The following is a 21378-nucleotide window of genomic DNA, read 5'->3' as shown; positions in this document are numbered from 1 at the left end:
CGTCAGCCCTCCATCGCCCAGGGCATGGCGGGATGCGCCGCCGGCACCGCGACGCCCTGCGCCCGGTACTCGTGCAGCTTGTTGCGCAGCGTGCGGATGGAGATACCGAGGATCTCCGCCGCCCGCGTCCGGTTGCCGAGGCAATGGCTCAGCGTCTCGAGGATGAGGTCCCGCTCTACCTCGCCGACCTTCCGCCCGACCAGGCCGCCCACCCCCTTCGCCGCCGGCGCCGCGGCAGTTGGCTTCGCTTCCATGGCTGCCACGGCCGGCGGCGGCAGCGGCGTCAGCTCCACCGCCTCCGGCCCGATGGCGGGGCCCTGCGCGAGCAACACGGCGCGGTGCAGCGTATTCTCCAGCTCCCGCACGTTGCCCGGCCAGGGATGCGAGAGCAGCAGCGCCTCGGCCGCCGGCGCCAGCGCCCGCACCGGCAGCCCGTTCGCCTCGGCGAAGCGCCGGGCGAAATGCGCGGACAGCGCCAGGATGTCGAGCGGCCGCTCGCGCAGCGGCGGGATATGCAGCGACAGCACGTTGAGCCGGAAGTAGAGATCGGCCCGGAACCGCCCCGCCTGCACCTCCGCCGCGAGGTTCCGGTTGGTCGCCGCCAGCAGCCGCACATCGACCTTGACGGGCGCCCCGCCGCCGAGCCGGTCCACCTCCCGCTCCTGGATCACCCGCAGGATCTTGGCCTGCAGCCGCGGGTCCATCTCGCCGATCTCGTCCAGCAGCAGCGTCCCGCCATCCGCCTGCTCGAACTTGCCGCGCCGCGCCGCGACGGCGCCGCTGAAGGCGCCCTTCTCATGGCCGAACAACTCGCTCTCCAGCAACGCCTCCGGCAGCGCCGCGCAGTTCAGCGCGACAAAGGGTCCCTGCGCCCGCCGGCTGCTGCGGTGGATGTGCCGCGCCAGCACCTCCTTCCCCGTGCCGCTCTCCCCGGTGACGAGGATGCTGGCCTGCGCCACCGCGAGCTGCGCCGCCCGCCCGAGCAGCGCCGCCATGGCCGGGTCGCGGTGCACCGGCGCCTCTGCCTCGCCCGCCGCGGCGGCGAGCATGGCGGCAATCAGCTCCGCATCCGGCGGCAGCGGCAGGAACTCCTTCGCCCCGGCGCGGATCGCCCGCACCGCGGCGGCGGCATCGGCATTCCGCCCACAGGCGATCACCGGGCAGGCGATGCGCTCGGCGGCCAGCTGCTCCACCAGCCAGCCGATATCGTGCGTCACCTCGCAGAGGATGAGGTCGGCCCCCTCCGCCCGCAGCCGCTCGAGGCCGGAGGAGACGCCCTCCGCCTGCGCCAGCCGCGCGCCCTTCGCCGTCGCCATGCGCGCCGCGAGGCCGAGCTCCGCCGTCAGCGCGCCGATGATAAGGAGCCGTGCCATGCTCAGACCCCCCGGTCGCCCTTGACGATCTCGGTCATCGTCACGCCGAGGCGGTTGTCCTCCACCATCACCACCTCGCCGCGCGCGACGAGCCGGTTGTTGACGTAGATGTCCACCGCCTCACCCAGCTTGCGGTCCAGCTCGACCACCGCGCCGCGGCCGAGCTTCAGCAGCTGCGAGACCTGCATGGTCGCGCGGCCGAGCACCGCGCTCACCTGTACCGGGATGTCGTAGACCGCCTCCGGGTCCCGCCCGCCGCCGGCGGGACGGGGCGCGGCGGCCTCCATCGGGTTCAGCGCCTCGAAACCGGCAGGATCCGCCATGCTCACTTCTCCTCCACCATGGATGACAACCCGAAGCCCCGCAGCAGATCGGCGATCGCTGCCTGCTGCGCCTCGGGCGAATACGCCGCCCCGCCGCCCCGCCAGGCTGCCCGCACCGCGCCCGGCGCCAGCGCGGCGTCCTCGGCGATGCGCAGCCGCGGGTCGCCGAGATGCGCCGCCACCGCGTCAGCGAATCCCGGCGGCACATGCAGCGCGACCGCGACCCCCTCCTCCAGCAGCGGCGCCAGCCGCCCGGCGAGCCAGGCTGCGCTTTCCGGCGCCAGCCGCTCCGCCGCCGCCGGCAGCGCCGCGCCGAGCGCCGCCAGCAGCACCGCCGCCAGCGCCTCCGCCGCCTCGCCCACGGCTTCCGCCACGCCTGCCCCGGCCTCAGCCAGCCGCAGCGCGACGGCCTCCAGCGCCGCCGCCTCCCGCGCCGCGCGGCTCGCCGCCTCCGCCGCGCGCCCGGCCGCCTCGCCATCGGCGAAGCCCGCCTCACGCGCCGCCTCAAGCATCGCCTCACGCGCCGCCGCCTCGACCGCCGCTTCCGCCGCGGCGATGGCGGCGGCATCGGGCACCGGCTCCGGCGGCGGCGGCGATGGCGGCGCATCGAGGTCGGGCACGTCGAACGGCATCTCGACCCGCGCGCTCGCCCGCGGCCGCACCAGCATCAGCACCGGCTCGAACCCGTCGGTCACGGCAACATTTCCTCGTCCCGCCCGTCCTGCAGGGTGATCGTCCCCTGCGCCGCCATGTCCTTGGCGACGGCGACGATCATCGCCTGCGCTTCGTCCACGTCGCGCAGCCGCACCGGCCCGAGTGCCGCGATGTCGTCGCGCAGCAGCTTCGCTGCCCGCTCCGTCAGGTTCTTCATGAAGAGCTCGCGCAGAGTTTCCGAGGCGCCCTTCAGCGCCAGCGCCAGCTTGTCCTTCTCCACGCCGCGCAGCAGCGCCTGCAGCCCGGCGCCGCTGACGCGCTGGAGGTCCTCGAAGGTGAACATGAGGCCGCGGATGCGCTCGGCGCTGTCGCGGTTGCGCTCCTCGAGGGCGGTGAGGATGCGCGCCTCCGACTGGCGGTCGAGGTTGTTGAAGATTTCCGCCATCATCTCATGCGCATCGCGCCGCGCCGCGCGGGCGAGGTTGGACATGAACTCCATCTTGAGGGTGCGCTCGACGCCCTCCAGCGCCTCCTTCTGCACGGTCTCCATGCGCAGCATCCGCATGACCACCTCCATGGCGAAGCCCTCGGGCAGCAGCGAGAGGACGCGCGCGGCGTGGTCGGCCTTGATCTTGGTCAGCACCACGGCAACGGTCTGCGGGTATTCGTTCTTCAGGTAGTTGGCGAGCACCGCCTCGCTGACATTGCCGAGCTTGTCCCACATGGTGCGGCCCGCAGGGCCGCGGATCTCCTCCATGATCTGCGCCACGCGGTCCGGCGGCAGGGTCTTGAGCAGCAGCCGCTCGGTGCTCTCGAAGCTGCCGGTGAGAGAACCTGCCTGGCCGAGCTGCTCGGCGAAGTCGACGCAAAGCTCCTCGATCGTCGCCGAGGGCACCGTGCCGAGCGTCGCCATGGCGATCGAGAGGTCGCGGATCTCGTCCTCGTGCATCCGGGCAAAGAGCCGCGCCGCATGCTCCTCGCCGAGCGCCAGCATCAGCGCCGCGGCCTTCTGCTGCCGGGTGAGCAGGGTCTTCGACATCAGGCCGGCTCCTCGGGGGTCAGCCAGCGGCGCAGCACGGCGAGGGCCTCGTCCGGGTGCTGTTCCACCAGCTCGATCAGGTTGTTGATGGCCGAGGCGCGGACCTGCCCCTCGATCTGCGCCCGGTCGATCATCGCCTCGGCGCCCGGCAGCCGCCCGGCCTCGCCGCCCTCAATCGACGCCTCGCCCTCGGCCGCCGTGCCATCGGCGACGGCCGGCGCCGGCGGCGCCAGGCTCGCCGCCACCCGGCCGATCACCGGCCGGCCGAGCAACAGGATGGCGACCAGCGCCACCAGGGCGAGCAGCCCGCTCTCGATCAGCCGCGTCGCCAGGGCCGGCGCGATGGGCAGGCCGAGGAAGCCCGGTGGCTCGGCCGGCCCGCCCGCCTCCTCGACGAAGCGCATGGAGACGACCTCCACCTTGTCGCCGCGCCGCTCGTCGAAGCCGACGGCGCTGCGCACCAGGGCGGCGATGCGCGCCAGCTCCTCCGGCGTCCGCTCGCGCCAGGTGCCGCCCTCGGCGAGGCCGTCCACCAGCACCGCGACGGAAAGGCGCTTCACCACCGGATGCTCGCGGAGCGTCGAGCGGCTGGTGCGCCCGATCTCGAAATTCGTCGTCTCCTCCTGCCGGTTCTCGCTGCTCGCGCCGCCGCCGCCCTGCGCCTCCTGGCCCGGCAGGTTGGTGGCGACCGAGGTCGGCGGCGGCTCCGCCCCGCGATTCTGCTCGGTGACGCTCTGGGTGCTGCGCGCCACTTGGTTCTCTGGGTCGAAGCGCTCCTCGCGCGTCTCCACCCGCTCGAAGTCCATCTCCACCGTGGCCTCGGCCCGCACCCGGCCGGGGCCGAGGCTGCGCTCCAGCAGCTCCTCCACCGCCCGGCCGATGCGCATCTCCTGCGCCCGCCGCAGCTCCTCCTGGTTGAGGGCCTGGGCGGCGCCGCCCAGCGCCTGGCCGCCGCGGGCCAGCAGCTCGCCCCGGCTGTCGACGATCGAGACGTGCTGCGGCTTGAGCCCCGGCACCGCCGTCGCCACGAGATGCAGCACCGCCTGTACCCCCTCCCGGTCGAGCCGCTGCGCGCCCTGCATGGCCAGCACCACGCTCGCCTGGGCCTCGCCCCGTTCGCGAGAGAAGGCTTCCCGCCGCGGCAGCACCAAATGGACGCGCGCCGTCCGCACCCCGGCGAGGCCGCGGATGGTCCGTGCCAGCTCCCCCTCCAGGGCCCGCAGCCGGTTCACGTCCTGCTGGAAGGGGCTGGTGGTGAGGCCTTCCGACCGGTCAAAGATCTCCCACCCGACGCCGCCGCCGGAGGGCAGCCCCTCCTTCGCCAGCATCAGCCGGAGCCGCGCCACCTGCTCGCTCGGCGCCAGCACCTGGGTGCCGTTGGCGGCCAGGCGATAGGGCACCCGCTGCCGCTCCAGCACGGCAACGACGGCGGCCGCGTCCCGCCCCTCCAGCTCGCCGAAGAGCGGGCTCATCGGTATCTCCCCCGCTCGGAAGGCCATGACGGCGAGGAGGGCCAGGATGCCCGCCGCCACCGCGCCGAGCGCGATCAGGCGCCCGCGGCCAAGGCCCTTCAGCCCCTCGACGACCCCGTTCACCGGTCCAGCCCAGCCGCGCATGGCCGATGCATCGCTCATTCCCCGATCAGCCTTTTGCCGATGGGCAGAATTTGCCGGATGTCGCCTTACCGTCCGGTTAAGAACGCTTCCGGCTCATTCCCGGCTTCTTGTCATGGAAACGTCCCTGCCATGTCACTCGGGCCGAGCATGGCGATTTACAGGCCCCCTCCCGCTTGGTATCTCCCGCCCGCCCCGCCGATGGGCACGGGCGGCACACAGACAAGGGTCCGGCCGGGCATGAAGATCGTCGCCTGCAACAGCAACCGCCCGTTGGCCGAGGCGGTTGCCGCCTCGCTCGGCCTGCCGCTCACCAGCGCCTCCATCCGCCGCTTCGCCGACATGGAGGTTTTCGTCGAGATCAACGAGAACGTCCGCGGCGAGGACGTCTTCGTGGTGCAGAGCACCTGCTACCCGGCGAACGACAACCTGATGGAGCTGCTGATCACGCTCGATGCGCTGCGCCGCGCCAGCGCCCGCCGCGTCACCGCCGTGATCCCCTATTTCGGCTATGCGAGGCAGGACCGTAAGTCGGGCTCCCGCACGCCGATCTCGGCCAAATTGGTCGCCAATGTCATCACCGCCGCCGGCGCCCACCGGGTGCTGACGATGGATCTGCACGCCGCGCAGATCCAGGGCTTCTTCGACATCCCCGTCGACAACCTCTTTTCCGCGCCGCTCTTCTCGCGCGACATCATGGAGCGCTACAAGGGCCGCGATCTGATGGTCGTCTCCCCCGATGTCGGCGGCGTGGTTCGCGCCCGCGCCATGGCGTCACGCCTCAACACCGACCTCGCCATCATCGACAAGCGCCGCCCCCGCGCCGGCGTCTCCGAGGTGATGAACGTGATCGGCGAGGTCGAAGGCCGCCACTGCATCCTGGTCGACGACATCGTCGATTCGGGCGGCACGCTCTGCAACGCCGCCGAGGCGCTGATCAAGAACGGCGCCTCGGGCGTCTCGGTCTATGTCACCCACGGCGTTTTCTCGGGCGGCGCGGTGGCACGCGTCGGCGCCTCGCCGATCGAGAACATGACGGTGACGGACAGCATCCTGGCGACGGAGGCGGTGCGCGTCTCCTCCAACATCCGCCAGGTGACCATCGCCCCGCTGCTGGCCGAGGCGATGCGCCGCATCTCGGAAGAAAGCTCGGTCTCCTCCCTCTTCAACTGAGTTGGCGGGGGCGGCGCCCCCTACCAGCCTCGCCTCAGGCCGCGACGGGCGCTTCCACCACGCTCGTCCAGCCATGCGGGTCGGGCGCGCGGCCATACTGGATGGCGGTGATGGCGTCGTAGAGCCGCTGGGTCAGCTCGCCCGTCTGCCCGCCGCCGATGACGATCCGCTGGTCCTTGTAGCCCAGCTCGCCCACCGGTGAGACCACGGCCGCGGTGCCCGTGCCCCACATCTCCCGCAGCGAGCCGTCCTGCCCGGCCCGCATCACCTCCTCGATGGCGATGCGCCGCTCGGAGACGGTGAGGCCCCAGTCGCGCATCAGCGTCAGCGCCGAGTTTCGCGTGACGCCATCGAGGATGGTGCCGCCGAGCGGCGGGGTGATCACCTCGTCGCCGATGCGGAGCATGATGTTCATGGTGCCGACCTCGTCAATCCAGCGCCGCTCGATCGCATCCAGCCAGAGCACCTGGGTGTAGCCCTGCCGCTCCGCATCGCGCTGCGCCGAGAGCGAGGCGGCGTAGTTGGCCGCCGTCTTCGCCTCGCCGAGCCCGCCCTGCACGGCGCGGACATACTTGTCCGTCGCCAGGATGCGCACCGGCTTCACCCCCTCCTTGTAGTAGGAGCCGACCGGCGAGCAGATGACGAAATAGGTATAGCGATGCGCCGGATGCACACCGAGCATCACCTCCGTCGCCACCACCGTCGGGCGGATGTAGAGCGAGGTGCCGGGGCTGCGCGGCACCCACTCATGGTCGGCGGCGACAATCGCCTCGAAGCTGCGGCGGATGAGGTCCGCATCCATCTCCGGGATGCAGAGCGCGGCGCAGGAGCGGTTGAGCCGCTCCGCATGCCGCTGCGCCCGGAACAGCCGCACCTGGCCATCGGCGCCGCGGAAGGCCTTCAGCCCATCGAACACCGCCTGGCCGTAATGCAGCACGGAGGTGGCCGGGTCCATCGTCAGCGAGCCGTAGGGCACCACGCGCGGGTCGTGCCAGCCGCGCCCCTCCTCGTACTCCATCAGGAACATGTGGTCGGTGAAAGCCTTGCCGAAGGAGAGGGAGGCATCCTCCGGACGGCGCTGCGGCGTCCTGGTGCGGGTGACGCTGATGGTGGTCTCAGGAGAGGATGGCATTGCGCCCGTTCCGTTGTGACTGGGGTCTGGCTGCCACCATAGCGTAACACTCCGGTGGCCTGAACCCACCCCGAATCCCCCTTGCCGCCCGCCCGCGCCTCGGCTCATCTGCCGCCGACACGAACGCGGAGGGAACCCCCATGAAGCTCTATTACGCCCCCGGCGCCTGCTCCATCGGCATCCATGTGCTGCTGGAGGAGATCGGCAAGCCCTACGAGGCGGCGTTGCTGAACACCAAGGAAGGCGCCCAGTTCAAGCCCGAGTTCACCAGCATCAACCCGAAGTCCAAGGTGCCGACCCTGGTGCGGGACGACGGCTCGGTGCTGACCGAATACCCGGCCATCGCCCTCTGGCTCGCCAGCAGCTTCCCCGAGGCGAAGCTGCTGCCGAAGGATGCCGAGGGCCTCGCCAAGGCGCTGGAATACACCGACTACGCCGTGGCCACGCTGCACATGCAGGGCTTCTCCCGCATCTTCCGCCCCGCCAACTTTGCCCCGAACGAGGCGGACCATGAGGCGGTGAAGGCCCGCGGCGCCGAGATCTTCGAGAAGGGCCTCGGCCTCTTCGACAAGGCGCTGGCCGGCAAGGACTACCTGCTCGGCGAGTTCTCCTTCGCCGACAGCGCGCTCTTCTACGTCTCCTTCTGGTGGTCCGCGCGGCTCAACAAGACCCTGCCGCCGAACGTCGCCGCGCATTACGAGCGGATGAAGGCCCGCCCCTCGGTGCAGCGCACCATGGCCGCCGAAGGCTTCGCCTGAGCATGCCAGGGGACATGGTGGCGAGCCTCAACCGCATCCCCTTCTGGTTCCTCCGCCATGGCGAGACGGACTGGAATGCGGAGGGGCGGTCCCAGGGCCGCACCGACATCCCGCTGAACAGCGTCGGCCTGGCCCAGGCCCGGCGCGCCGCGAAGACGCTGGCGGGGATCGGCGGCATCGCCACCGTCGTCGCCTCGCCCCTGGTCCGCGCCAAGGTGACGGCCGAAATCGCCGCCGAGGCGCTCGGCCTGCCGGTCGAGTTCGACGAGGGGCTGCAGGAGGTCAATTTCGGCGAGCAGGAAGGCCAGCCGATGGGCGACTGGTACGACGACTGGATCGCCGGCCACTACACCCCGGACCGCGCCGAGCCCTTCGACGCGCTGCTGGCCCGCGCCGTCGCCGCCATCAACCGGGCGACGGCGAGGCCGGGGCCGGTGCTGGTCGTCGCCCATGGCGCCCTGTTCCGCGCGCTGCGCCTCGCCTTCGGCCACGAGCCGAATGTGCGGACGCCGAACGCGCTGCCCATCCGCTGCGAGCCGCCCGCGGATGGCGGCACCATGTGGGTCGTCACCCCGGCGGAACTGGCGCCGGAGTGACGACGAAGCGCCGATAGACCGCGCCCAGCGCGATCAGCGCCAGGCCGAGCCCGAGGAAGCTCAGCACCCGCCACAGCCCCTCGAGCTCGGCCATGTCGACGAAGAAGGCCTTGAGGATGGTCAGTCCGATCACCCCGAGCGCCGCCAGCCGCAGCGACGCCACCCCCTGCCGGATGCCGAGCGCCAGCAGCGCCGCGCCGAAGCCGAGCCAGGCGATGCTGTAGGCATAGAGCTCCGACCCTTCGACATCGCCGAGCCAGAGCGGCATCGCTTCCGGGTGGAAGCGGTGCCGCACCTCCAGCGTCACCCAAGCGAAGCCCGCCACCAGGGCGTAGAGCGCCAGCAGCCGCGCGATCCAGCGCGGCACCAAGCCTCGCACCGCCAGCCCCGCCAGCGCCGCCGGCACCAGATAGGCGAGTGCGAGCTCGTTGAAGACCGGCACCGGCAGCAGGTCCCCCCAGCGGTCGATGGCCGGGTTGTCCAGCACCAGCCCGACGCCGAACCCCACGACGCCGAGGAAGAGCAGCCGCCACCCCCAGCCGAGCACCCGCCTGCCGCCGAGCCGCCGCTCCAGCCAACGGACTAGGCTTGCCAGTAGCGCCAGCGCGCTTAGTTGCAGCCCCGCCTCGGCAAGGCTCCACTCCGCGCGCCCGGTCCAGTCGCCACCGGTCATTGCATGGCGAATCTCGAGCAGCACCAGCACGGTGACGAAGCCGAGCGCCCCTGCCTCCAGCACGCCGACCAGCGCATCGTCACGCCGCCGCCGGAACATCGCCGCCGCCAGGGCGAAGCAGGCGGCCGGCACGCCGTACGCCGGCAGCAGCCCGTTCAGCACCGGGGTCGCCCCGACCGCGTAGTCGGCCACATGCCAGTTCAGCAGCAGCCGCACCAGCACCACGCCCGCGACGGCCAGCGCCACCCGGCGCAGCGGATCGAGCCCGCTCCGGCCCTCGACCCAGGCGAGCGGCGGCAGGAAGAGCGCGACGGCGAGCGTCAGCCATTGGTCGGTGAGCACCATCGCCGCGCCGAGCGCCAGCGCCGCCATCGCCCCCGCCGCATGGGCGCCTGCGCGTTGCACCTCGCCCGCCCGCGCCGCCAGCACAGCGAGCCCCGTTGATGCCGCCGCCAGGGCGAGCGCCGCCAGCGCCCAGCGCCCATCGAGCGCGAAGCCCCGCACCCGCGCATAGGCGACCAGCAGCACCAGCACCGGCACGGCCGCCGGCAGCGCCGCCCAGGCGACCGGCCGCACGCCGCGCCGCTCCCGCCAGGCGCCCATCAAACCATGCATCGCGGCCAGCGCCGCCGCCGCGCCGAGAAAGGGCAGCAGCGCCTCCGGCGGCCAGGGGCGCGTCGGCAGCAGCGCCTGCACCACCCCATCGATGGTCACCGCCTCCTCCGGCATCAGCCAGTCGGGGATGGTCCAGCCGAGCAGCATCAGCAGCCCGGCCAGCGCGGCAAGGAAGGGCAGGGGCATCAGCCGCCCCTCGCGCGCCGCCGCCGCCAGCCCGACCACCGAGAACAGCAGCACCCCGACCGCCGGCCCGAGCCCCGTGGCCCCCGGCACCAGCACCAGCCCCGCCGCCGCCAGCAGCGCGAAGGGCAGCAGCGCCAGCCGCCGCCCGATGCCCCTGTCCAGCGCCGCGCCTGGCAGCAGCCCGACATGCAGCGCCGCCGCCATGGGCGCGAAGAGGGCAGGGGCCCAGACCGCGCCCGTATCCCCGGCAATCATCCCACCGACCAACACCCAGGCCGCCGAGGCCCCGGCCGCGCACCAGCCGAGCCAGGCCGCACCCACTTGCCGCAGCACGCCGAGCGCCGCCACCGTCACCGCCAGCAGATAGAGGAAGAGCCCCGGCAGCGACGGGTCCTGCGTCTCCACCAAGGCGGGCGTCCCATAGGCGCCCGCGATGCCGATCGCCGCCACCACCGGCCCGAAGACCAGCGCGAGCGCGATCCCCCCCAGCGCCACCGCCGCCAGCAGCCCGAAGCCGAGGAGCGGCGGCAGCAGCCCGTACATCGGCCCCGCCGCATAGGCAGCGCCGAAGAGGATGGCGAGCCCGCCCGCCGCCAGCGCCGCCGGCGCCTGGTCCGGCCAGGGGATGCCGGGCCGCTCTTCCGCCGGCCGCCGCCGCATCCAGGCCGCGCCGCCGATCAGCGCCAGGCCGAGCAGCCCGGCCAGCACGCAGCGCGGCCCTGGCCCGAGCCAGCCCTCCTCCACCGCCGTCCGCACCAGGAAGACGCCCGCCAGCAGCAGCGCCGCCGCCCCGAGCCACACGCCCCAGCGAAGGGTCAGCAACTCCTCGATACCCGGCCGCGCCGGCTTCGGCGCTGCCGCCGCGGCCGGTTCCGGCTCCGCGACCGGCTCCGGCACGGGCGGCGCCTCCGCTGCCGGCTGCGGCGCTGGCGCCTCCACGGGCCGGTCCCAGGGCGATGGCGGCCGTGGCGCCGGCGCGGCGAGCGGCGCCCCGGTCCGCACCGCCTCCTCCAGCGCCGCCACCCGCCGCTGCAAGGCGCTCGCCTTGCGATACCCGGCGATGCCCAGCGCCCAGCCCAGGAAGAAGCCGAGCACGAGCAGAATCAGGAAGCCTTCCATCCCGGAACGCTCCATGCGCGCACCGGGCAGGTCAAGCCACAGCCTGTTGCGGTTCCAAGCCGGTTTTCACAAAGCGGCGGCACCATCCGCCGCAGTTGCGCCCGGCCCCCCGATCCGCTAAGGCCCGCTCCGTCGCGGGCACCCCTGGAGGCCCGCGCCCTTGGCGTTGGGCGATCGGCCCCACGCCGGGTCCATATCCTGAGCAGACGGAGCACCGACCATGGTCCAAACCATCCGGATCGAGGCCGAGGCGCGTGAGCAGGCCGGTAAGGGGGCGGCGCGCGCAACTCGGAGGGGGGGTCTTGTCCCCGCAGTCATCTACGGCGCGAAGCAGGAGGCGACGCTGATCGCCCTCGACCCGCGCGACGTGATGAAGGAATTGCACAAGGGCGGCTGGCAGAGCCACCTGTACGAGGTCGCGGTCAAGGGCGGCGGGACGGAGCGCACCCTGATGCGCGACATCCAGTTCCACCCGGTCACCGACCGGCCGATCCATGTCGACTTCCAGCGCCTTGCCGCCGGCCAGCGCATCCGCGTCCGCGTGCCGGTCGCCTTCCTCAACGAGGACACCTGCCCCGGCCTCAAGGCCGGCGGCGTGCTGAACCTCGTCCGCCGCGAGGTCGAGGTGCTGGCCGATCCGGACGCCGTGCCGGAGGCCTTCCAGATCGACCTGGCCGAGGCCGGCATCGGTGACAGCCTGCGCTGGTCCGCCGTGCAGGACAGCTTCGGCACCCAGGCCGTGCTCGACCGCGACTTCGTGGTGGCGACCATCGCCGCCCCGACCGTGGTGGAGGAGGTGATCGCCCCGGCCGCCGCCCCCGCCACCGAGACGGCGCCGAAGGGCAAGGCCGCCAAGGGCGGCGCCGCTGCCGCCCCGGCCGCCGCCAAGGCGCCCGCGAAGAAGAAGTAAGGACGATTGGCGATGCTGCTCTGGGTCGGCCTGGGCAACCCCGAGCCCTCCCAGGCGCGGCATCGCCACAATATCGGCTTCATGGCGCTGGACGCGGTCGCCCGGCGCCATGGCTTCTCCCCCTGGCGCAGCCGCTACAAGGGCCTCGTCGCCGAGGGCAGCATCGCCGGCGTGAAGGTCCTCGCCCTCAAGCCGCAGACCTACATGAACGGCTCCGGCGAGTCGGTGCAGCCCGCCGCCGCCTTCCACAAGATCGCGCCCGGCGACATCTGGGCCTTCCATGACGAGCTCGACCTCGCCCCCGGCAAGGTGCGGGTGAAGCGCGGCGGCGGTGCCGCCGGCCATAACGGATTGCGCGACATGCAGCGCGCCCTCGGCACGCCGGATTTCTGGCGCGTCCGCCTCGGCATCGGCCATCCCGGCCACAAGGACCGCGTCACCGGCCATGTGCTCGGCAATTTCGCCAAGGTCGATACCTGGCTCGAGCCGCTGCTCGACGCCGTGGCCGACATCGCCCCCCTGCTCGCCACCGGCAAGCCGGAGGAAGCGATGACCCGCATCGCCCTGCTGACCCAGGAAACGCGCTGATGCAGCCCGAGGACGAGGCCGAGTTCGCCGCCGGGATGATGGGTGGCCCTGGTCCCGAGGATTTCGCCAATGGCGCCGCGGCGCTGGCCGCCGCCCTGGTGCGCGAGGCCGGTGCCCTGGCTGCGGCCGCCGCCTCGCTCCGCAGCGCCGCCGCGGTGACGCCCGGCGACCCGATGGGCGGCCCGCTTTCCGACATCCGCCGCCAGCGCCTCGCCATGGCCGCCGCCGGCGAGGCCGCGCTGAAGGCCGCGCTGCTGCTGGAGGCCGCTGACCTCATCGCTCCGGGCGGCAATGCGGCCGAGCCGGTCGCCGCCGCCGCCCGCCGTGCCGGCGCCGCGCCCGCGCTGCTGGTGCCGGCCATTCGCGCCGCCGCCCTTTCCCTCCCCACCGATGACGGCGCCGCCCGCATCGCCGCCGCCACCATCGCCGAGGCGCTGGCCCAAGCCCTCGCCGCCTAGGAGTACCGCCCCATGGGTTTCAACTGCGGCATCGTCGGCCTGCCCAATGTGGGCAAGTCCACGCTCTTCAACGCCCTGACCGAGACCGCCGCCGCCCAGGCCGCGAATTACCCCTTCTGCACCATCGAGCCGAATGTCGGCCGCGTCGGCGTGCCCGACCCGCGCCTCCAGGCCCTGGCGAAGATCGGCAAGAGCCAGAAGATCGTGCCCACGACGCTGGAATTCGTGGACATCGCCGGCCTCGTCCGCGGCGCCTCGCGGGGCGAGGGCCTCGGCAACCAGTTCCTCGCCAACATTCGCGAGGTGGACGCGATCGTCCACGTCCTCCGCTGCTTCGAGGATGGCGACATCACCCATGTCGAGGGCAGCGTCGACCCGGTGCGCGACGCCGAGACGGTCGAGACCGAGCTGATGCTCGCCGACCTCGACGGGCTGGAGAAGCGCCAGGTCGGGTTGCAGAAGCGCGCCCGCAACGGCGACAAGGAGGCGACGCAGCAGCTCTCGCTGATCGACCCCATCGTGCGCGCCCTGCAGGACGGCAAGCCGGCCCGCACCGCCGTGCCGAAGGGGGAGGAGGAGGCGGCGAAGCGCCTCCAGCTGCTGACGACCAAGCCGGTGCTCTATGTCTGCAACGTGGAGGAAGCCTCGGCCGCCTCCGGCAACGCCCATTCGGAGCGGGTCTTCGCCATGGCCCGTGCGCAGGGGGCCAGCGCGGTGATCGTCTCGGCGGCCATCGAGGCCGAGATCAGCCAGATGGCGCAGGAGGATCGCGGCGACTTCCTCGAAAGCCTCGGCCTGACCGAGGGCGGCCTCGACCGCGTTATCCGCGCCGGCTACGCCCTGCTCGGCCTGCTGACCTACTTCACCGTGGGCCCGAAGGAGACCCGGGCCTGGACCATCACGCGGGGCATGAAGGCGCCGCAGGCCGCCGGCGTCATCCATGGCGACTTCGAGCGCGGCTTCATCGCCTGCGAGACCATCGCCTATGACGACTACGTCGCCCTCGGCGGCGAGCAGGGCGCCAAGGAAGCCGGCAAGATGCGCGTCGAGGGCAAGGAGTACGTGGTGAAGGACGGCGACGTCCTGCTCTTCCGCTTCAACGTGTAGCGTCGCGGCGGATGCTTCCCGCCGATTTCCCGACCAGCGCTCTCGCCGTCATCATCGCCTTCGGCCTCGGCGCGCTGATCGGGGCGGAGCGGGAGTGGCGCCGCCATCCGGGCGGCCTCCGCTCCTCCGCCATCGTCGCGGCCGCGGCCTGCGTCTTCGCCCGCATCGCGGTCGGGCACGGCGGCGCCAACCCTGGCCCGGCGCTCGGCGCCATCGCCTCGGGCGTCGGCTTCCTCGGCGCCGGCGTCATCCTGCACCATGGGATGACGGTGCGCGGCCTCTCCACCGCCGCCACCTTCTGGGCGGTCGCCGCCATCGGCACCGCGGCCGGGCTCGGCGACTACGGCATGGCGCTCGGCCTCACCGCGCTGGTCTTCTTCGCCCATGTGCTGCTGCGCCGCGCCTCCACCTGGATCGAGCGCCGCGCCCCGCCGCTGGAGGACGGGCCGAAATAGCCATCGGGCTGCCGCACCTCAGTCCCGGTGCGCCACCGCCTCGATCTCCACCACCGCGCCAAGCGCCAGCGCGGCGCAGCCCTCCGGCAGCGGCGCTGCCGGATCGTCGAGCTTCCGTCCGAGCTGCCCGGTCAGACTCACCCAGCCCTCCGCCTCCACCGCATGGCTATTCGACGAGACGCTCGGCGGGAAGCCGGCGAGGCGACGCCGGGCGGGTGGGCGGCATCAGGAACCCCGCTTCACCATGCGCACCGCATAGGCGCAGAGCCCGTTGCGGTACTCGCCCTGGAACACCCCATCGGCGAAGAGCCCCGTGGTGGCGATGGTCCGGTCCAGCGAATCCACCATGCGGATGGAGCCGTCGGCGTTGACGAAGCCGCTCTGGCTCTGGCGGATCTGCTGGTCGAGGACGAACACCGCCTGCCCCTGCGTCACGGCGATCTCACGATCGCCCGAGGGTGCCCGCGGGCATTCCCGCGTCCGGTCCGGCTGGAGGGTGATGGTGCCGACCCAGCGGCCGTCAAAGGTCGCCACCCTCGTCGTCGGCGCCGCGGGCCGCGCGGGGGCGGTGCTGTTGCGCGCCTGGACGGAGGTGGCCTCCGGCAGGGCGGTTTCATTGGCGCAGGCCGCCAGCAGCAGCAGGCCGATGGCGGGAAGGTATTGGCGCATGCATGTCCCCGGGCGATGGCGTTGCGCGAGGAAAACCCTCAACCCTCATCCTGGCAAGCCTCTGGCCCCCGCTGCGCGCCATCGAGCAGCGCCTGCCGCCGTGCCTCGGCCCGCCGGTCATTGGCCTTCTCGGCTGCCGTCCGGCCGTGCTTCGCCCGATTCGCCGCCGCCTCGGCCGAGGCCCGCTCGCGCGCCTGCCGCTTCTTCACCTGCTTCAGGTTGACGATATCGCCCATCCCCGCAGCATAGGCGCAGCAGCCCAGAAGGGGAGGGTCCATCCATGCCGACCATCGAGCTTACCGCAGCCGACGGCCATGTCCTCAGCGCCTACACCGCCGGCCCGGCCGACGCGAAACGGGCCCTGGTGGTCGTCCAGGAAATCTTCGGCGTGAACCGCCACATGCGCCGGGTCTGCGACGATTTCGCCAGGGAGGGCTACGCCGTCGTCTGCCCCGCCCTGTTCGACCGCAGCGAGCGCGGCGTCGAGCTCGGCTACGAGGCCGCCGACGTTGCCTGTGGCCGCGACCTGCGCGGCACCATCGATGCCGGCAAGACCCTGCTCGACATCCTCGCCGCCGCCGCTGCCCTGCCGCGCGGGGCGCGGCGCGGCATTGTCGGCTATTGCTGGGGCGGCACCGTCGCCTGGCATGGCGCGACGCGCAGCAGCGCCTTTGCCGCCAGCGTCGGCTGGTATGGCGGCGGCATCGCCGCGGCGAAGGCGGAGCAGCCGGCCTGCCCCGTGCAGCTGCATTTCGGCGAAACCGACGCCTCCATCCCGCTCGCCGATGTCGAGGCCATCCGCGCCGCCCAGCCCGGCGTCGAGGTCTTCGTCTACGGAGGCGCTGGCCATGGCTTCGGCTGCGAGGAGCGGGGCAGCTATGTCCCGGCCGACGCGGCCAGGGCACAGGAGCGGACGCTGGCCTTCTTCGCCAAACACCTCGGTTAGGGCGGCCGGGAGGCTGTTCCCACCCCGGATGATTTGCGGCTAGTCTCCCCTCCACCAGTCCGGCACCAAGCCGGCCGTCCAAGGGGGAGAATGATGCATCGTAGGTCCCTGTTCGGCGCGGCCCTCGCCGCGCCCGCCCTCCTCGCCGTCCCGGTCCGCGCCCAGGGCACCATCACCCTGAACGGCGCCTCCCAGTTCGGTGACGAGCATCCCTACACCAAGGCCCTCGTCCGCTTCGAGGAGCTGGTGAAGCAGTACTACGGCAAGCCGATCAATTTCGTGCTGCACAAGAATTCGTCGCTCGGCCTCGAGAAGCAGTATTTCGAATACATGGCGCAGGGCCGGGCGGTGGACTACGCTATCGTCTCCCCCGCCCACATGTCGACCTTCTCCAAGGCCGCGCCCTTCGTCGATGCGCCTTTCCTGTTCCGCGACGTCGCCCACTGGAACGCGGTGCTCGACCAGGACATGTTCAAGCCGGTCGCCGACGAGGTCGAGAAGCGCGCCCGCGTCGCCATGATCGGCTATGGCGGCGGCGGCGTGCGCAACATCTTCTTCAACAAGCGCGTGGCCAACCTCGCCGCGCTGAAGGGCCTCAAGGTCCGCGTCCAGGGCGCGCCGATCTGGTCCCGCACCTTCTCGGCCATCGGCATGTCTCCGACGGTCATCGCCTATAACGAGATCTACAACGCCATCCAGAACAACGTCATCGACGGCGGCGAGAACGAGGCGGCCGGCGTCGAGCAGATGCGCTTCTACGAGGTGGCGCCGCAGCTTTCGATGACGCAGCACGCCATCACCATCCGCCCGCTCTGCGTCTCGGTGCAGACCCTCTCGAAGCTGCCGAACGACCTCCAGGCCGCCATCAGGCGGGCAGGCAAGGAAGCCAGCGCCTTCCACCGCACCGCGGAGGCCGGCGCCGACAGCCAGATCCTCGAGACGCTGGAGAAAGCCGGCCGCCTGCACCGGGTCGAGTTCACCGACCGCGCGGAGATGAAGCGCCTGGTGGACCCGGTGATGGCCACCTATGCGCGCGAGATCGATGCCGAGGGCATCCTCAACCGCATCAACGCCCTCACGGCCTGACCGAGGCCGCGGCGCCGGGCCTGCCCCGGCGCCGCCTGCAAGGACGCCCCATGCCGAATACGTCGCCCGGCGCGCCGGCCCTGCTGCGCCGCGTCAACGGCGCGCTCGCCAGCCTCATCGCCTTCCTGCTGATCCTGAGCGTCGCCATCCTCGTTCTCCCGGTGACGCTGCAGATCCTCTCCCGCTACACGCCCCTCATCCCCGCCTACATCTGGACGGAGGAGCTGGCGCGCTTCTGCCTGGTCTATGCGGTGATGCTCGGCGCCATGCTGGCCGTCCGCGAGGGCACGCATTTCGTCGTCGACGTCTTTCCCCGCCTCTCGCCCATCGGCGAGGCGCGGGTCGAGCTGATCTCCGGCAGCTTCGTCCTGATCTTCGCCTTCGTCTTCCTCTGGTGGGGCTGGGAGTTCACGGAGTTCGCCATCTACCGCATCAGCGAGCTGGCGGAGCTGCCGCTCTGGATCATCCATGCCGCCTGGCCGATCGCCGGCGCGGTCTGGCTGCTCTTCGAGGCGGAGCGGATGCTGAATGCCATCGCCGTGCTGCGGAGGCCTGCGTGATGGGCGGCAATGTCCTCGACGCCGGCAGCGCGGCCGCCATCCTCTTCGGCATCTTCTTCACGCTGCTGGTGCTGCGCGTCCCCGTCGCCGTTTCGCTCGGCCTCGCCTGCCTGCCGATCCTGCTGATCGAGCCGCGGCTCTCGCCCATGATGCTCGCGCAGGAAACCTTCAACGCCTACAACTCCTTCATCCTGCTCGCCGTCCCCTTCTTCCTGCTGACCGCCAACCTGATGAACATCGGCGGCATCACCGACCGGCTGATGACCCTCTCGCGCTCGCTCGTCGGGCATTTCCCCGGCGGCCTCGCGCAGATCAACGTCGTGCTTTCCTTCTTCTTCGCCGGCATCTCCGGCAGCAGCACGGCGGATGCCGCGAGCCAGTCGAAGATCTTCATCGAGGCGCAGCGGAAGGAGGGCTATGACGACAGCTTCTCCGTCGCCATCACCGCCGTCTCGGCGGTGCTCGCCGTCATCATCCCGCCCTCCATCTTGATGATCGTTTGGGGCGGAGTGCTGACCGTCTCGATCGGCGCGCTCTTCCTCGCCGGCGTCATCCCCGGCGCGCTGATCGCCGGCGTGCAGATGGCGACCGTCCATGCCTATGCGAAGGCGCGCGGCTACCCGACCTATCCGCGGGCGACGCTCGGGCAGATCGGCCAGGCCTTCTTCGTCGCCATCCCGGCCCTGCTGACGCCGCTCATCATCATCGGCGGCAAGATCTTCGGCTGGTTCACCGCGACGGAGAGCGCCTGCATTGCCGTGCTCTATGCCGGCATCCTCTCCCTCCTCGTCTACCGCGAGATGGACTGGAAGGGGCTGATCAACGCCCTCGGCGATACCGGGCGGCTGGCGGGCGTCACCCTCTTCTGCGTCGGTACCGCCTCGGCCTTCGGCTGGCTGCTCGCCTTCTACCAGATCCCGGAATATCTGCTCTCCGGCGTGCAGGCCTGGGGGATGGGGCGGATCGGCACCGGCTTCTTCATCGCCGCGGTCTTCCTCGTGGTCGGGTGCTTCCTCGATGCCATCCCGGCCATCATCATCGTCGGCGCCATCCTGCAGCCGCTGACCCAGGCCGTCGGGATGGACCCGGTGCATTTCGCCATGATCGGCATCGTCTCGCTGGCCTTCGGCCTGGTGACGCCGCCTTACGGGCTGTGTTTGATGATCGCCTGCTCGGTGGCCGGCATGCGCGTCGGCGATGCGCTGAAGGATACGATGATCATGCTGATGCCAATGTTTGCGGTGCTGGCGCTGATCATCCTCTTCCCCTCGATCGTGCTGGTGCTGCCGAACCTCGTCTCGCCGGAGTTTCTGCGTTGACGTGATCGAAACCGGCCCCATGTGCCAACGTTCTCCCTCCGCACCGGCACGGTGCCGGACGGAGGGCAAGCGATGAACTCGACGATCCTTTTGATCATCCTGATCGTGGTGCTTCTGGGCGTGCTGCCGACCTGGCCCTACAGCTCGGGCTGGGGATACTACCCGAGCGGCATCCTTGGCATCATCGTCATCGTGCTGCTGGTCATGGCCCTGACCGGCCGCTTGTGACCAACCCCCGCGAGGCCGTGCCGCGGCCTCGCGGGTGCCGCCTCAGCCAGCCTTGGCGGCCAGCAGCCGCACCAGCGCGGCATCCCGCTCCGCCGCCAGGGCGGGGATCGGCCGTCCACCGGTTTCCTGCGCGACGCCCTCGATCAGCGCCCGCTGCAATTCCGGCGTCAGCACCGGGTTGCCGAGGCTTTCCCACCAGCTCGTCACCGCCGGCATCAGGTGGTGCATGAAGTGCTCGTAGCCACCCTCGCCACCCGCCAGGTGGAAGGTGGCATGCGGCCCCATCAGTGCCCAGCGTAGCCCGGGCCCCTGGGCGATCGCCGCATCCACATCGGCGACGCTGGCGACGCCTTCCGCCACCATATGCACCGCCTCGCGCCAGAGCGCGGCCTGCAGGCGGTTCGCCAGGTGCCCCGGCACCTCCTTGTTCAGCACGATCGGATGCTTGCCGATGCCGCGGTAGAACCCGACCGCCGCTTGCACCGCCTCCGCGCTCGCCGTGCCGCCGCCGACCACCTCGACCAACGGGATGAGGTGCGGCGGGTTGAAAGGATGTCCGATCACCACCCGCCCCGGATGCGTGCAGCCCTCCGACAGCCGGCTCACCAGCAGGCCCGAGGAGGAGCAGAGGATCAGCACATCCTCCGGCAGCACCACGCTGATGGCGCGCAGCAGGGGCTGCTTCACTCGTAGCGCTCCGGCGCGCTTTCCTGCACCGCATCGCAGCCGGCGACTGCCTTCACCGGATCCGGCTCGAAGGACCATCGCCCCGGATCGGCCCCCTCCACCGCGCCGAGCTGCTGCAGGATGGGCCAGGCCCCCTCCACCATGCGCCGGATCAGCTCCGGCGCGCCCGGCGAAGGGTCGCTCGCCACCACCTCCAGCCCGCGGCTGAGGAACCAGGCGGCCCAGCTCGCGCCGATCGTCCCGGCGCCGATGACCGCGATGCGGCGGACGGGCCGCATGGTCTCAGCCCTTCTCCACCGGCCCGCCGCCTTCGGCCCAGTCCTTGAACCCGCCGAGGTTGCGGACATCGGCATAGCCGAGCTCCTGCATCATCTGCCCGGCCAGCGCCGCGCGCCCGCCCGAGGCGCAATAAGTGACGACCACCGGCTTGCCGAGCGCCGGGTCGCGCGCCGGGCTCTCCGGATCGACGCGGAATTCCAGCAGGCCCCGCGGGATGGCCAGCGCCCCCGGCACCTTGCCCGAGGCGGCGATCTCGGCCGGCTCGCGCAGGTCGATGAACACGGCTTCGCCCTTGGCATGCAGCGCCTGCGCCTCGGCGGCGCTGATCCGCGGCACCGCGGCATTGGCGGCGGCGACCATCTCCTTCACGGTCTTCGGCATCGGCCTTCCTCCTCGTTGAAGGGAGGAGGCTAACCCAACACGCTGGTCGCCGTAAGCGCCCGCCCCAGCACCGCGATGCTGGCCGCGATCAGCACCACGAGCGTCAGCACCGCCCCGCCGCCCCGCGCCGCGCGCAGGTCCGGCTCCCGGCTGATGCCGATGGCGTGCAGCACCCGCGCCACGACCAGCGCCGCCCCCAGCAGGTGCAGCAGGAAGGAGGAGAGCCGCATCCCCTCGCCGAGCGCCATCAGGACCAGGACCAGCGGCACGTATTCGGCGAAATTCGCATGCGCCCGGACCGCGCGGAAAAGCCCCTTATCCTCGCCGGTGCCGAGCATCACCCCGCTGCCGAAGCGCCCGCGCACCACCAGGAGGGTCAATGCTGCGTAGAGCAGGCCGAGCAGCGCGGCATAGAGGGCCGTGACCGGAAGCGCCATGAATGAGGTCCCCC

26 protein-coding genes and 1 pseudogene are annotated in these 21378 nt (G+C 71.7%); 13 read left to right on the top strand and 14 right to left on the bottom strand.

From position 1 onward, the window contains the following. Nucleotides 1-2 precede the first annotated feature (2 nt). Genes LH62_RS02645 through fliF form a run of 5 tightly spaced genes read right to left on the bottom strand, consistent with a single transcriptional unit; the run spans nucleotide 3 to nucleotide 5023 of the window. Nucleotides 3-1373, bottom strand: a complete 1371-nt coding sequence (locus LH62_RS02645) for a sigma-54-dependent Fis family transcriptional regulator (protein WP_043359057.1) — start codon at nucleotides 1371-1373, stop codon at nucleotides 3-5. A 2-nt stretch (nucleotides 1374-1375) separates the two neighbouring features. Further along, nucleotides 1376-1660: a flagellar motor switch protein FliN gene (fliN, locus tag LH62_RS02640; RefSeq protein ID WP_052214923.1), complete on the bottom strand. Its 285-nt coding sequence runs from the start codon at nucleotides 1658-1660 to the stop codon at nucleotides 1376-1378. 38 nt (nucleotides 1661-1698) lie between these two features. Then, nucleotides 1699-2391 carry a hypothetical protein gene (locus tag LH62_RS02635; RefSeq protein ID WP_043359053.1) on the bottom strand — a complete coding sequence of 231 codons (693 nt, stop codon included), beginning with the start codon at nucleotides 2389-2391 and terminating at the stop codon, nucleotides 1699-1701. Beyond that, on the bottom strand, nucleotides 2388-3389 hold the full coding sequence (fliG, locus tag LH62_RS02630; protein WP_043359051.1) for a flagellar motor switch protein FliG: 1002 nt from the start codon (nucleotides 3387-3389) through the stop codon (nucleotides 2388-2390). The genes LH62_RS02635 and fliG overlap by 4 nt, the downstream gene beginning before the upstream one ends. Next, nucleotides 3389-5023 (bottom strand): flagellar basal-body MS-ring/collar protein FliF, encoded by a 1635-nt coding sequence (gene fliF / locus LH62_RS02625; RefSeq protein ID WP_236552457.1) that lies wholly within the window; start codon nucleotides 5021-5023, stop codon nucleotides 3389-3391. Before fliF ends, fliG begins: the two co-directional genes overlap by 1 nt. Before the next feature lie 219 nt (nucleotides 5024-5242). Here fliF and LH62_RS02620 point away from each other — a divergent pair, with 219 nt between their 5' ends. After that, nucleotides 5243-6175, top strand: coding sequence for a ribose-phosphate pyrophosphokinase (locus LH62_RS02620; protein ID WP_043359049.1), 933 nt, complete (start codon nucleotides 5243-5245; stop codon nucleotides 6173-6175). A 34-nt stretch (nucleotides 6176-6209) separates the two neighbouring features. Here the strand turns inward: LH62_RS02620 and LH62_RS02615 are convergent, their stop codons facing one another. Next, on the bottom strand, nucleotides 6210-7307 hold the full coding sequence (locus tag LH62_RS02615; protein ID WP_043359048.1) for a branched-chain amino acid aminotransferase: 1098 nt from the start codon (nucleotides 7305-7307) through the stop codon (nucleotides 6210-6212). 140 nt (nucleotides 7308-7447) lie between these two features. Between LH62_RS02615 and LH62_RS02610 the strand changes: the two genes are divergently transcribed. After that, nucleotides 7448-8065 carry a glutathione S-transferase family protein gene (locus LH62_RS02610; RefSeq protein ID WP_043359047.1) on the top strand — a complete coding sequence of 206 codons (618 nt, stop codon included), beginning with the start codon at nucleotides 7448-7450 and terminating at the stop codon, nucleotides 8063-8065. Between the two features lie 2 nt (nucleotides 8066-8067). Next, entirely contained in the window at nucleotides 8068-8661 is a 594-nt protein-coding gene (locus LH62_RS02605; protein WP_052213639.1) for a histidine phosphatase family protein, read from the top strand. On the opposite strand, the gene LH62_RS02600 is transcribed toward LH62_RS02605, so the two are convergent. After that, on the bottom strand, nucleotides 8633-11254 hold the full coding sequence (locus tag LH62_RS02600) for a DUF2339 domain-containing protein (protein ID WP_043359045.1): 2622 nt from the start codon (nucleotides 11252-11254) through the stop codon (nucleotides 8633-8635). The genes LH62_RS02605 and LH62_RS02600 overlap by 29 nt on opposite strands. Before the next feature lie 220 nt (nucleotides 11255-11474). On the opposite strand from LH62_RS02600, the gene LH62_RS02595 reads away from it, so the two are divergent. Genes LH62_RS02595 through LH62_RS02575 form a run of 5 tightly spaced genes read left to right on the top strand, consistent with a single transcriptional unit; the run spans nucleotide 11475 to nucleotide 14772 of the window. After that, on the top strand, nucleotides 11475-12164 hold the full coding sequence (locus LH62_RS02595; RefSeq protein WP_043359044.1) for a 50S ribosomal protein L25/general stress protein Ctc: 690 nt from the start codon (nucleotides 11475-11477) through the stop codon (nucleotides 12162-12164). Nucleotides 12165-12176: 12 nt separating this feature from the next. After that, nucleotides 12177-12752: an aminoacyl-tRNA hydrolase gene (gene pth, locus LH62_RS02590; RefSeq protein ID WP_043359043.1), complete on the top strand. Its 576-nt coding sequence runs from the start codon at nucleotides 12177-12179 to the stop codon at nucleotides 12750-12752. After that, the gene (locus tag LH62_RS02585; RefSeq protein WP_043359042.1) at nucleotides 12752-13210 is read left to right on the top strand and encodes a hypothetical protein; all 459 of its coding nucleotides are present in this window, start codon (nucleotides 12752-12754) and stop codon (nucleotides 13208-13210) included. The genes pth and LH62_RS02585 overlap by 1 nt, the downstream gene beginning before the upstream one ends. A gap of 12 nt (nucleotides 13211-13222) precedes the next feature. Next, nucleotides 13223-14317: a redox-regulated ATPase YchF gene (ychF, locus tag LH62_RS02580; RefSeq protein ID WP_043359040.1), complete on the top strand. Its 1095-nt coding sequence runs from the start codon at nucleotides 13223-13225 to the stop codon at nucleotides 14315-14317. An 11-nt stretch (nucleotides 14318-14328) separates the two neighbouring features. Next, the gene (locus LH62_RS02575) at nucleotides 14329-14772 is read left to right on the top strand and encodes an MgtC/SapB family protein (protein WP_052213638.1); all 444 of its coding nucleotides are present in this window, start codon (nucleotides 14329-14331) and stop codon (nucleotides 14770-14772) included. Between the two features lie 18 nt (nucleotides 14773-14790). Here LH62_RS02575 and LH62_RS32280 read toward each other — a convergent pair whose 3' ends face one another. The 3 genes from LH62_RS32280 to LH62_RS02565 all read right to left on the bottom strand — a co-directional run bounded on the left by LH62_RS32280 (nucleotide 14791) and on the right by LH62_RS02565 (nucleotide 15719). Beyond that, nucleotides 14791-14913: a hypothetical protein gene (locus LH62_RS32280; protein ID WP_255359978.1), complete on the bottom strand. Its 123-nt coding sequence runs from the start codon at nucleotides 14911-14913 to the stop codon at nucleotides 14791-14793. 84 nt (nucleotides 14914-14997) lie between these two features. After that, complete coding sequence (locus LH62_RS02570; protein ID WP_043359038.1) at nucleotides 14998-15441, bottom strand: hypothetical protein; 444 nt, start codon at nucleotides 15439-15441, stop codon at nucleotides 14998-15000. 38 nt (nucleotides 15442-15479) lie between these two features. After that, on the bottom strand, nucleotides 15480-15719 hold the full coding sequence (locus tag LH62_RS02565) for a DUF4169 family protein (protein ID WP_236552456.1): 240 nt from the start codon (nucleotides 15717-15719) through the stop codon (nucleotides 15480-15482). A 2-nt stretch (nucleotides 15720-15721) separates the two neighbouring features. Between LH62_RS02565 and LH62_RS02560 the strand changes: the two genes are divergently transcribed. The 5 genes from LH62_RS02560 to LH62_RS29010 all read left to right on the top strand — a co-directional run bounded on the left by LH62_RS02560 (nucleotide 15722) and on the right by LH62_RS29010 (nucleotide 19580). Continuing rightward, a complete protein-coding gene (locus tag LH62_RS02560) occupies nucleotides 15722-16387 on the top strand; it encodes a dienelactone hydrolase family protein (protein WP_043359035.1) in 666 nt (221 codons plus the stop codon). A gap of 93 nt (nucleotides 16388-16480) precedes the next feature. Further along, complete coding sequence (locus tag LH62_RS02555; RefSeq protein ID WP_043359031.1) at nucleotides 16481-17473, top strand: TRAP transporter substrate-binding protein; 993 nt, start codon at nucleotides 16481-16483, stop codon at nucleotides 17471-17473. A gap of 50 nt (nucleotides 17474-17523) precedes the next feature. Continuing rightward, nucleotides 17524-18033, top strand: coding sequence for a TRAP transporter small permease (locus tag LH62_RS02550; protein ID WP_052213637.1), 510 nt, complete (start codon nucleotides 17524-17526; stop codon nucleotides 18031-18033). After that, nucleotides 18033-19352 carry a TRAP transporter large permease gene (locus LH62_RS02545; protein ID WP_043359029.1) on the top strand — a complete coding sequence of 440 codons (1320 nt, stop codon included), beginning with the start codon at nucleotides 18033-18035 and terminating at the stop codon, nucleotides 19350-19352. The genes LH62_RS02550 and LH62_RS02545 overlap by 1 nt, the downstream gene beginning before the upstream one ends. 72 nt (nucleotides 19353-19424) lie before the next feature. Further along, nucleotides 19425-19580, top strand: a complete 156-nt coding sequence (locus LH62_RS29010; protein WP_043359027.1) for a DUF3309 domain-containing protein — start codon at nucleotides 19425-19427, stop codon at nucleotides 19578-19580. 42 nt (nucleotides 19581-19622) lie between these two features. Here the strand turns inward: LH62_RS29010 and LH62_RS31775 are convergent, their stop codons facing one another. The 4 genes and pseudogenes from LH62_RS31775 to LH62_RS02525 all read right to left on the bottom strand — a co-directional run bounded on the left by LH62_RS31775 (nucleotide 19623) and on the right by LH62_RS02525 (nucleotide 21364). Beyond that, nucleotides 19623-20000 (bottom strand): 3-hydroxyacyl-CoA dehydrogenase family protein, encoded by a 378-nt coding sequence (locus LH62_RS31775; protein WP_369796819.1) that lies wholly within the window; start codon nucleotides 19998-20000, stop codon nucleotides 19623-19625. 63 nt (nucleotides 20001-20063) lie between these two features. Beyond that, nucleotides 20064-20545: pseudogene (locus LH62_RS31770) on the bottom strand (3-hydroxyacyl-CoA dehydrogenase NAD-binding domain-containing protein); the annotation flags it as partial. A 4-nt stretch (nucleotides 20546-20549) separates the two neighbouring features. Further along, nucleotides 20550-20927 carry a rhodanese-like domain-containing protein gene (locus LH62_RS02530; RefSeq protein ID WP_043359025.1) on the bottom strand — a complete coding sequence of 126 codons (378 nt, stop codon included), beginning with the start codon at nucleotides 20925-20927 and terminating at the stop codon, nucleotides 20550-20552. A gap of 29 nt (nucleotides 20928-20956) precedes the next feature. Next, complete coding sequence (locus LH62_RS02525; RefSeq protein ID WP_043359023.1) at nucleotides 20957-21364, bottom strand: MAPEG family protein; 408 nt, start codon at nucleotides 21362-21364, stop codon at nucleotides 20957-20959. Nucleotides 21365-21378: the final 14 nt, after the last annotated feature.

The sequence above is a fragment of the Belnapia sp. F-4-1 genome (assembly GCF_000802185.1).
Classification (GTDB): domain Bacteria; phylum Pseudomonadota; class Alphaproteobacteria; order Acetobacterales; family Acetobacteraceae; genus Belnapia.
Note: the sequence above shows the minus strand (reverse complement) of the source record. Positions and strands in the feature narration are given on the sequence as shown.

Bases quoted from the DNA above. Each gene is read 5' to 3' on its own strand.
- LH62_RS02645 (WP_043359057.1), bottom strand. From the start codon at position 1,373: ATGGCACGGCTCCTTATCATCGGCGCGCTGACGGCGGAGCTCGGCCTC.
- fliN (WP_052214923.1), bottom strand. From the start codon at position 1,660: ATGGAGGCCGCCGCGCCCCGTCCCGCCGGCGGCGGGCGGGACCCGGAG.
- fliG (WP_043359051.1), bottom strand. From the start codon at position 3,389: ATGTCGAAGACCCTGCTCACCCGGCAGCAGAAGGCCGCGGCGCTGATG.
- fliF (WP_236552457.1), bottom strand. From the start codon at position 5,023: ATGAGCGATGCATCGGCCATGCGCGGCTGGGCTGGACCGGTGAACGGG.
- LH62_RS02620 (WP_043359049.1), top strand. From the start codon at position 5,243: ATGAAGATCGTCGCCTGCAACAGCAACCGCCCGTTGGCCGAGGCGGTT.
- LH62_RS02615 (WP_043359048.1), bottom strand. From the start codon at position 7,307: ATGCCATCCTCTCCTGAGACCACCATCAGCGTCACCCGCACCAGGACG.
- LH62_RS02610 (WP_043359047.1), top strand. From the start codon at position 7,448: ATGAAGCTCTATTACGCCCCCGGCGCCTGCTCCATCGGCATCCATGTG.
- LH62_RS02605 (WP_052213639.1), top strand. From the start codon at position 8,068: ATGCCAGGGGACATGGTGGCGAGCCTCAACCGCATCCCCTTCTGGTTC.
- LH62_RS02600 (WP_043359045.1), bottom strand. From the start codon at position 11,254: ATGGAAGGCTTCCTGATTCTGCTCGTGCTCGGCTTCTTCCTGGGCTGG.
- LH62_RS02595 (WP_043359044.1), top strand. From the start codon at position 11,475: ATGGTCCAAACCATCCGGATCGAGGCCGAGGCGCGTGAGCAGGCCGGT.
- pth (WP_043359043.1), top strand. From the start codon at position 12,177: ATGCTGCTCTGGGTCGGCCTGGGCAACCCCGAGCCCTCCCAGGCGCGG.
- LH62_RS02585 (WP_043359042.1), top strand. From the start codon at position 12,752: ATGCAGCCCGAGGACGAGGCCGAGTTCGCCGCCGGGATGATGGGTGGC.
- ychF (WP_043359040.1), top strand. From the start codon at position 13,223: ATGGGTTTCAACTGCGGCATCGTCGGCCTGCCCAATGTGGGCAAGTCC.
- LH62_RS02575 (WP_052213638.1), top strand. From the start codon at position 14,329: ATGCTTCCCGCCGATTTCCCGACCAGCGCTCTCGCCGTCATCATCGCC.
- LH62_RS02570 (WP_043359038.1), bottom strand. From the start codon at position 15,441: ATGCGCCAATACCTTCCCGCCATCGGCCTGCTGCTGCTGGCGGCCTGC.
- LH62_RS02565 (WP_236552456.1), bottom strand. From the start codon at position 15,719: ATGGACCCTCCCCTTCTGGGCTGCTGCGCCTATGCTGCGGGGATGGGC.
- LH62_RS02560 (WP_043359035.1), top strand. From the start codon at position 15,722: ATGCCGACCATCGAGCTTACCGCAGCCGACGGCCATGTCCTCAGCGCC.
- LH62_RS02555 (WP_043359031.1), top strand. From the start codon at position 16,481: ATGCATCGTAGGTCCCTGTTCGGCGCGGCCCTCGCCGCGCCCGCCCTC.
- LH62_RS02550 (WP_052213637.1), top strand. From the start codon at position 17,524: ATGCCGAATACGTCGCCCGGCGCGCCGGCCCTGCTGCGCCGCGTCAAC.
- LH62_RS02545 (WP_043359029.1), top strand. From the start codon at position 18,033: ATGGGCGGCAATGTCCTCGACGCCGGCAGCGCGGCCGCCATCCTCTTC.
- LH62_RS29010 (WP_043359027.1), top strand. From the start codon at position 19,425: ATGAACTCGACGATCCTTTTGATCATCCTGATCGTGGTGCTTCTGGGC.
- LH62_RS02530 (WP_043359025.1), bottom strand. From the start codon at position 20,927: ATGCCGAAGACCGTGAAGGAGATGGTCGCCGCCGCCAATGCCGCGGTG.
- LH62_RS02525 (WP_043359023.1), bottom strand. From the start codon at position 21,364: ATGGCGCTTCCGGTCACGGCCCTCTATGCCGCGCTGCTCGGCCTGCTC.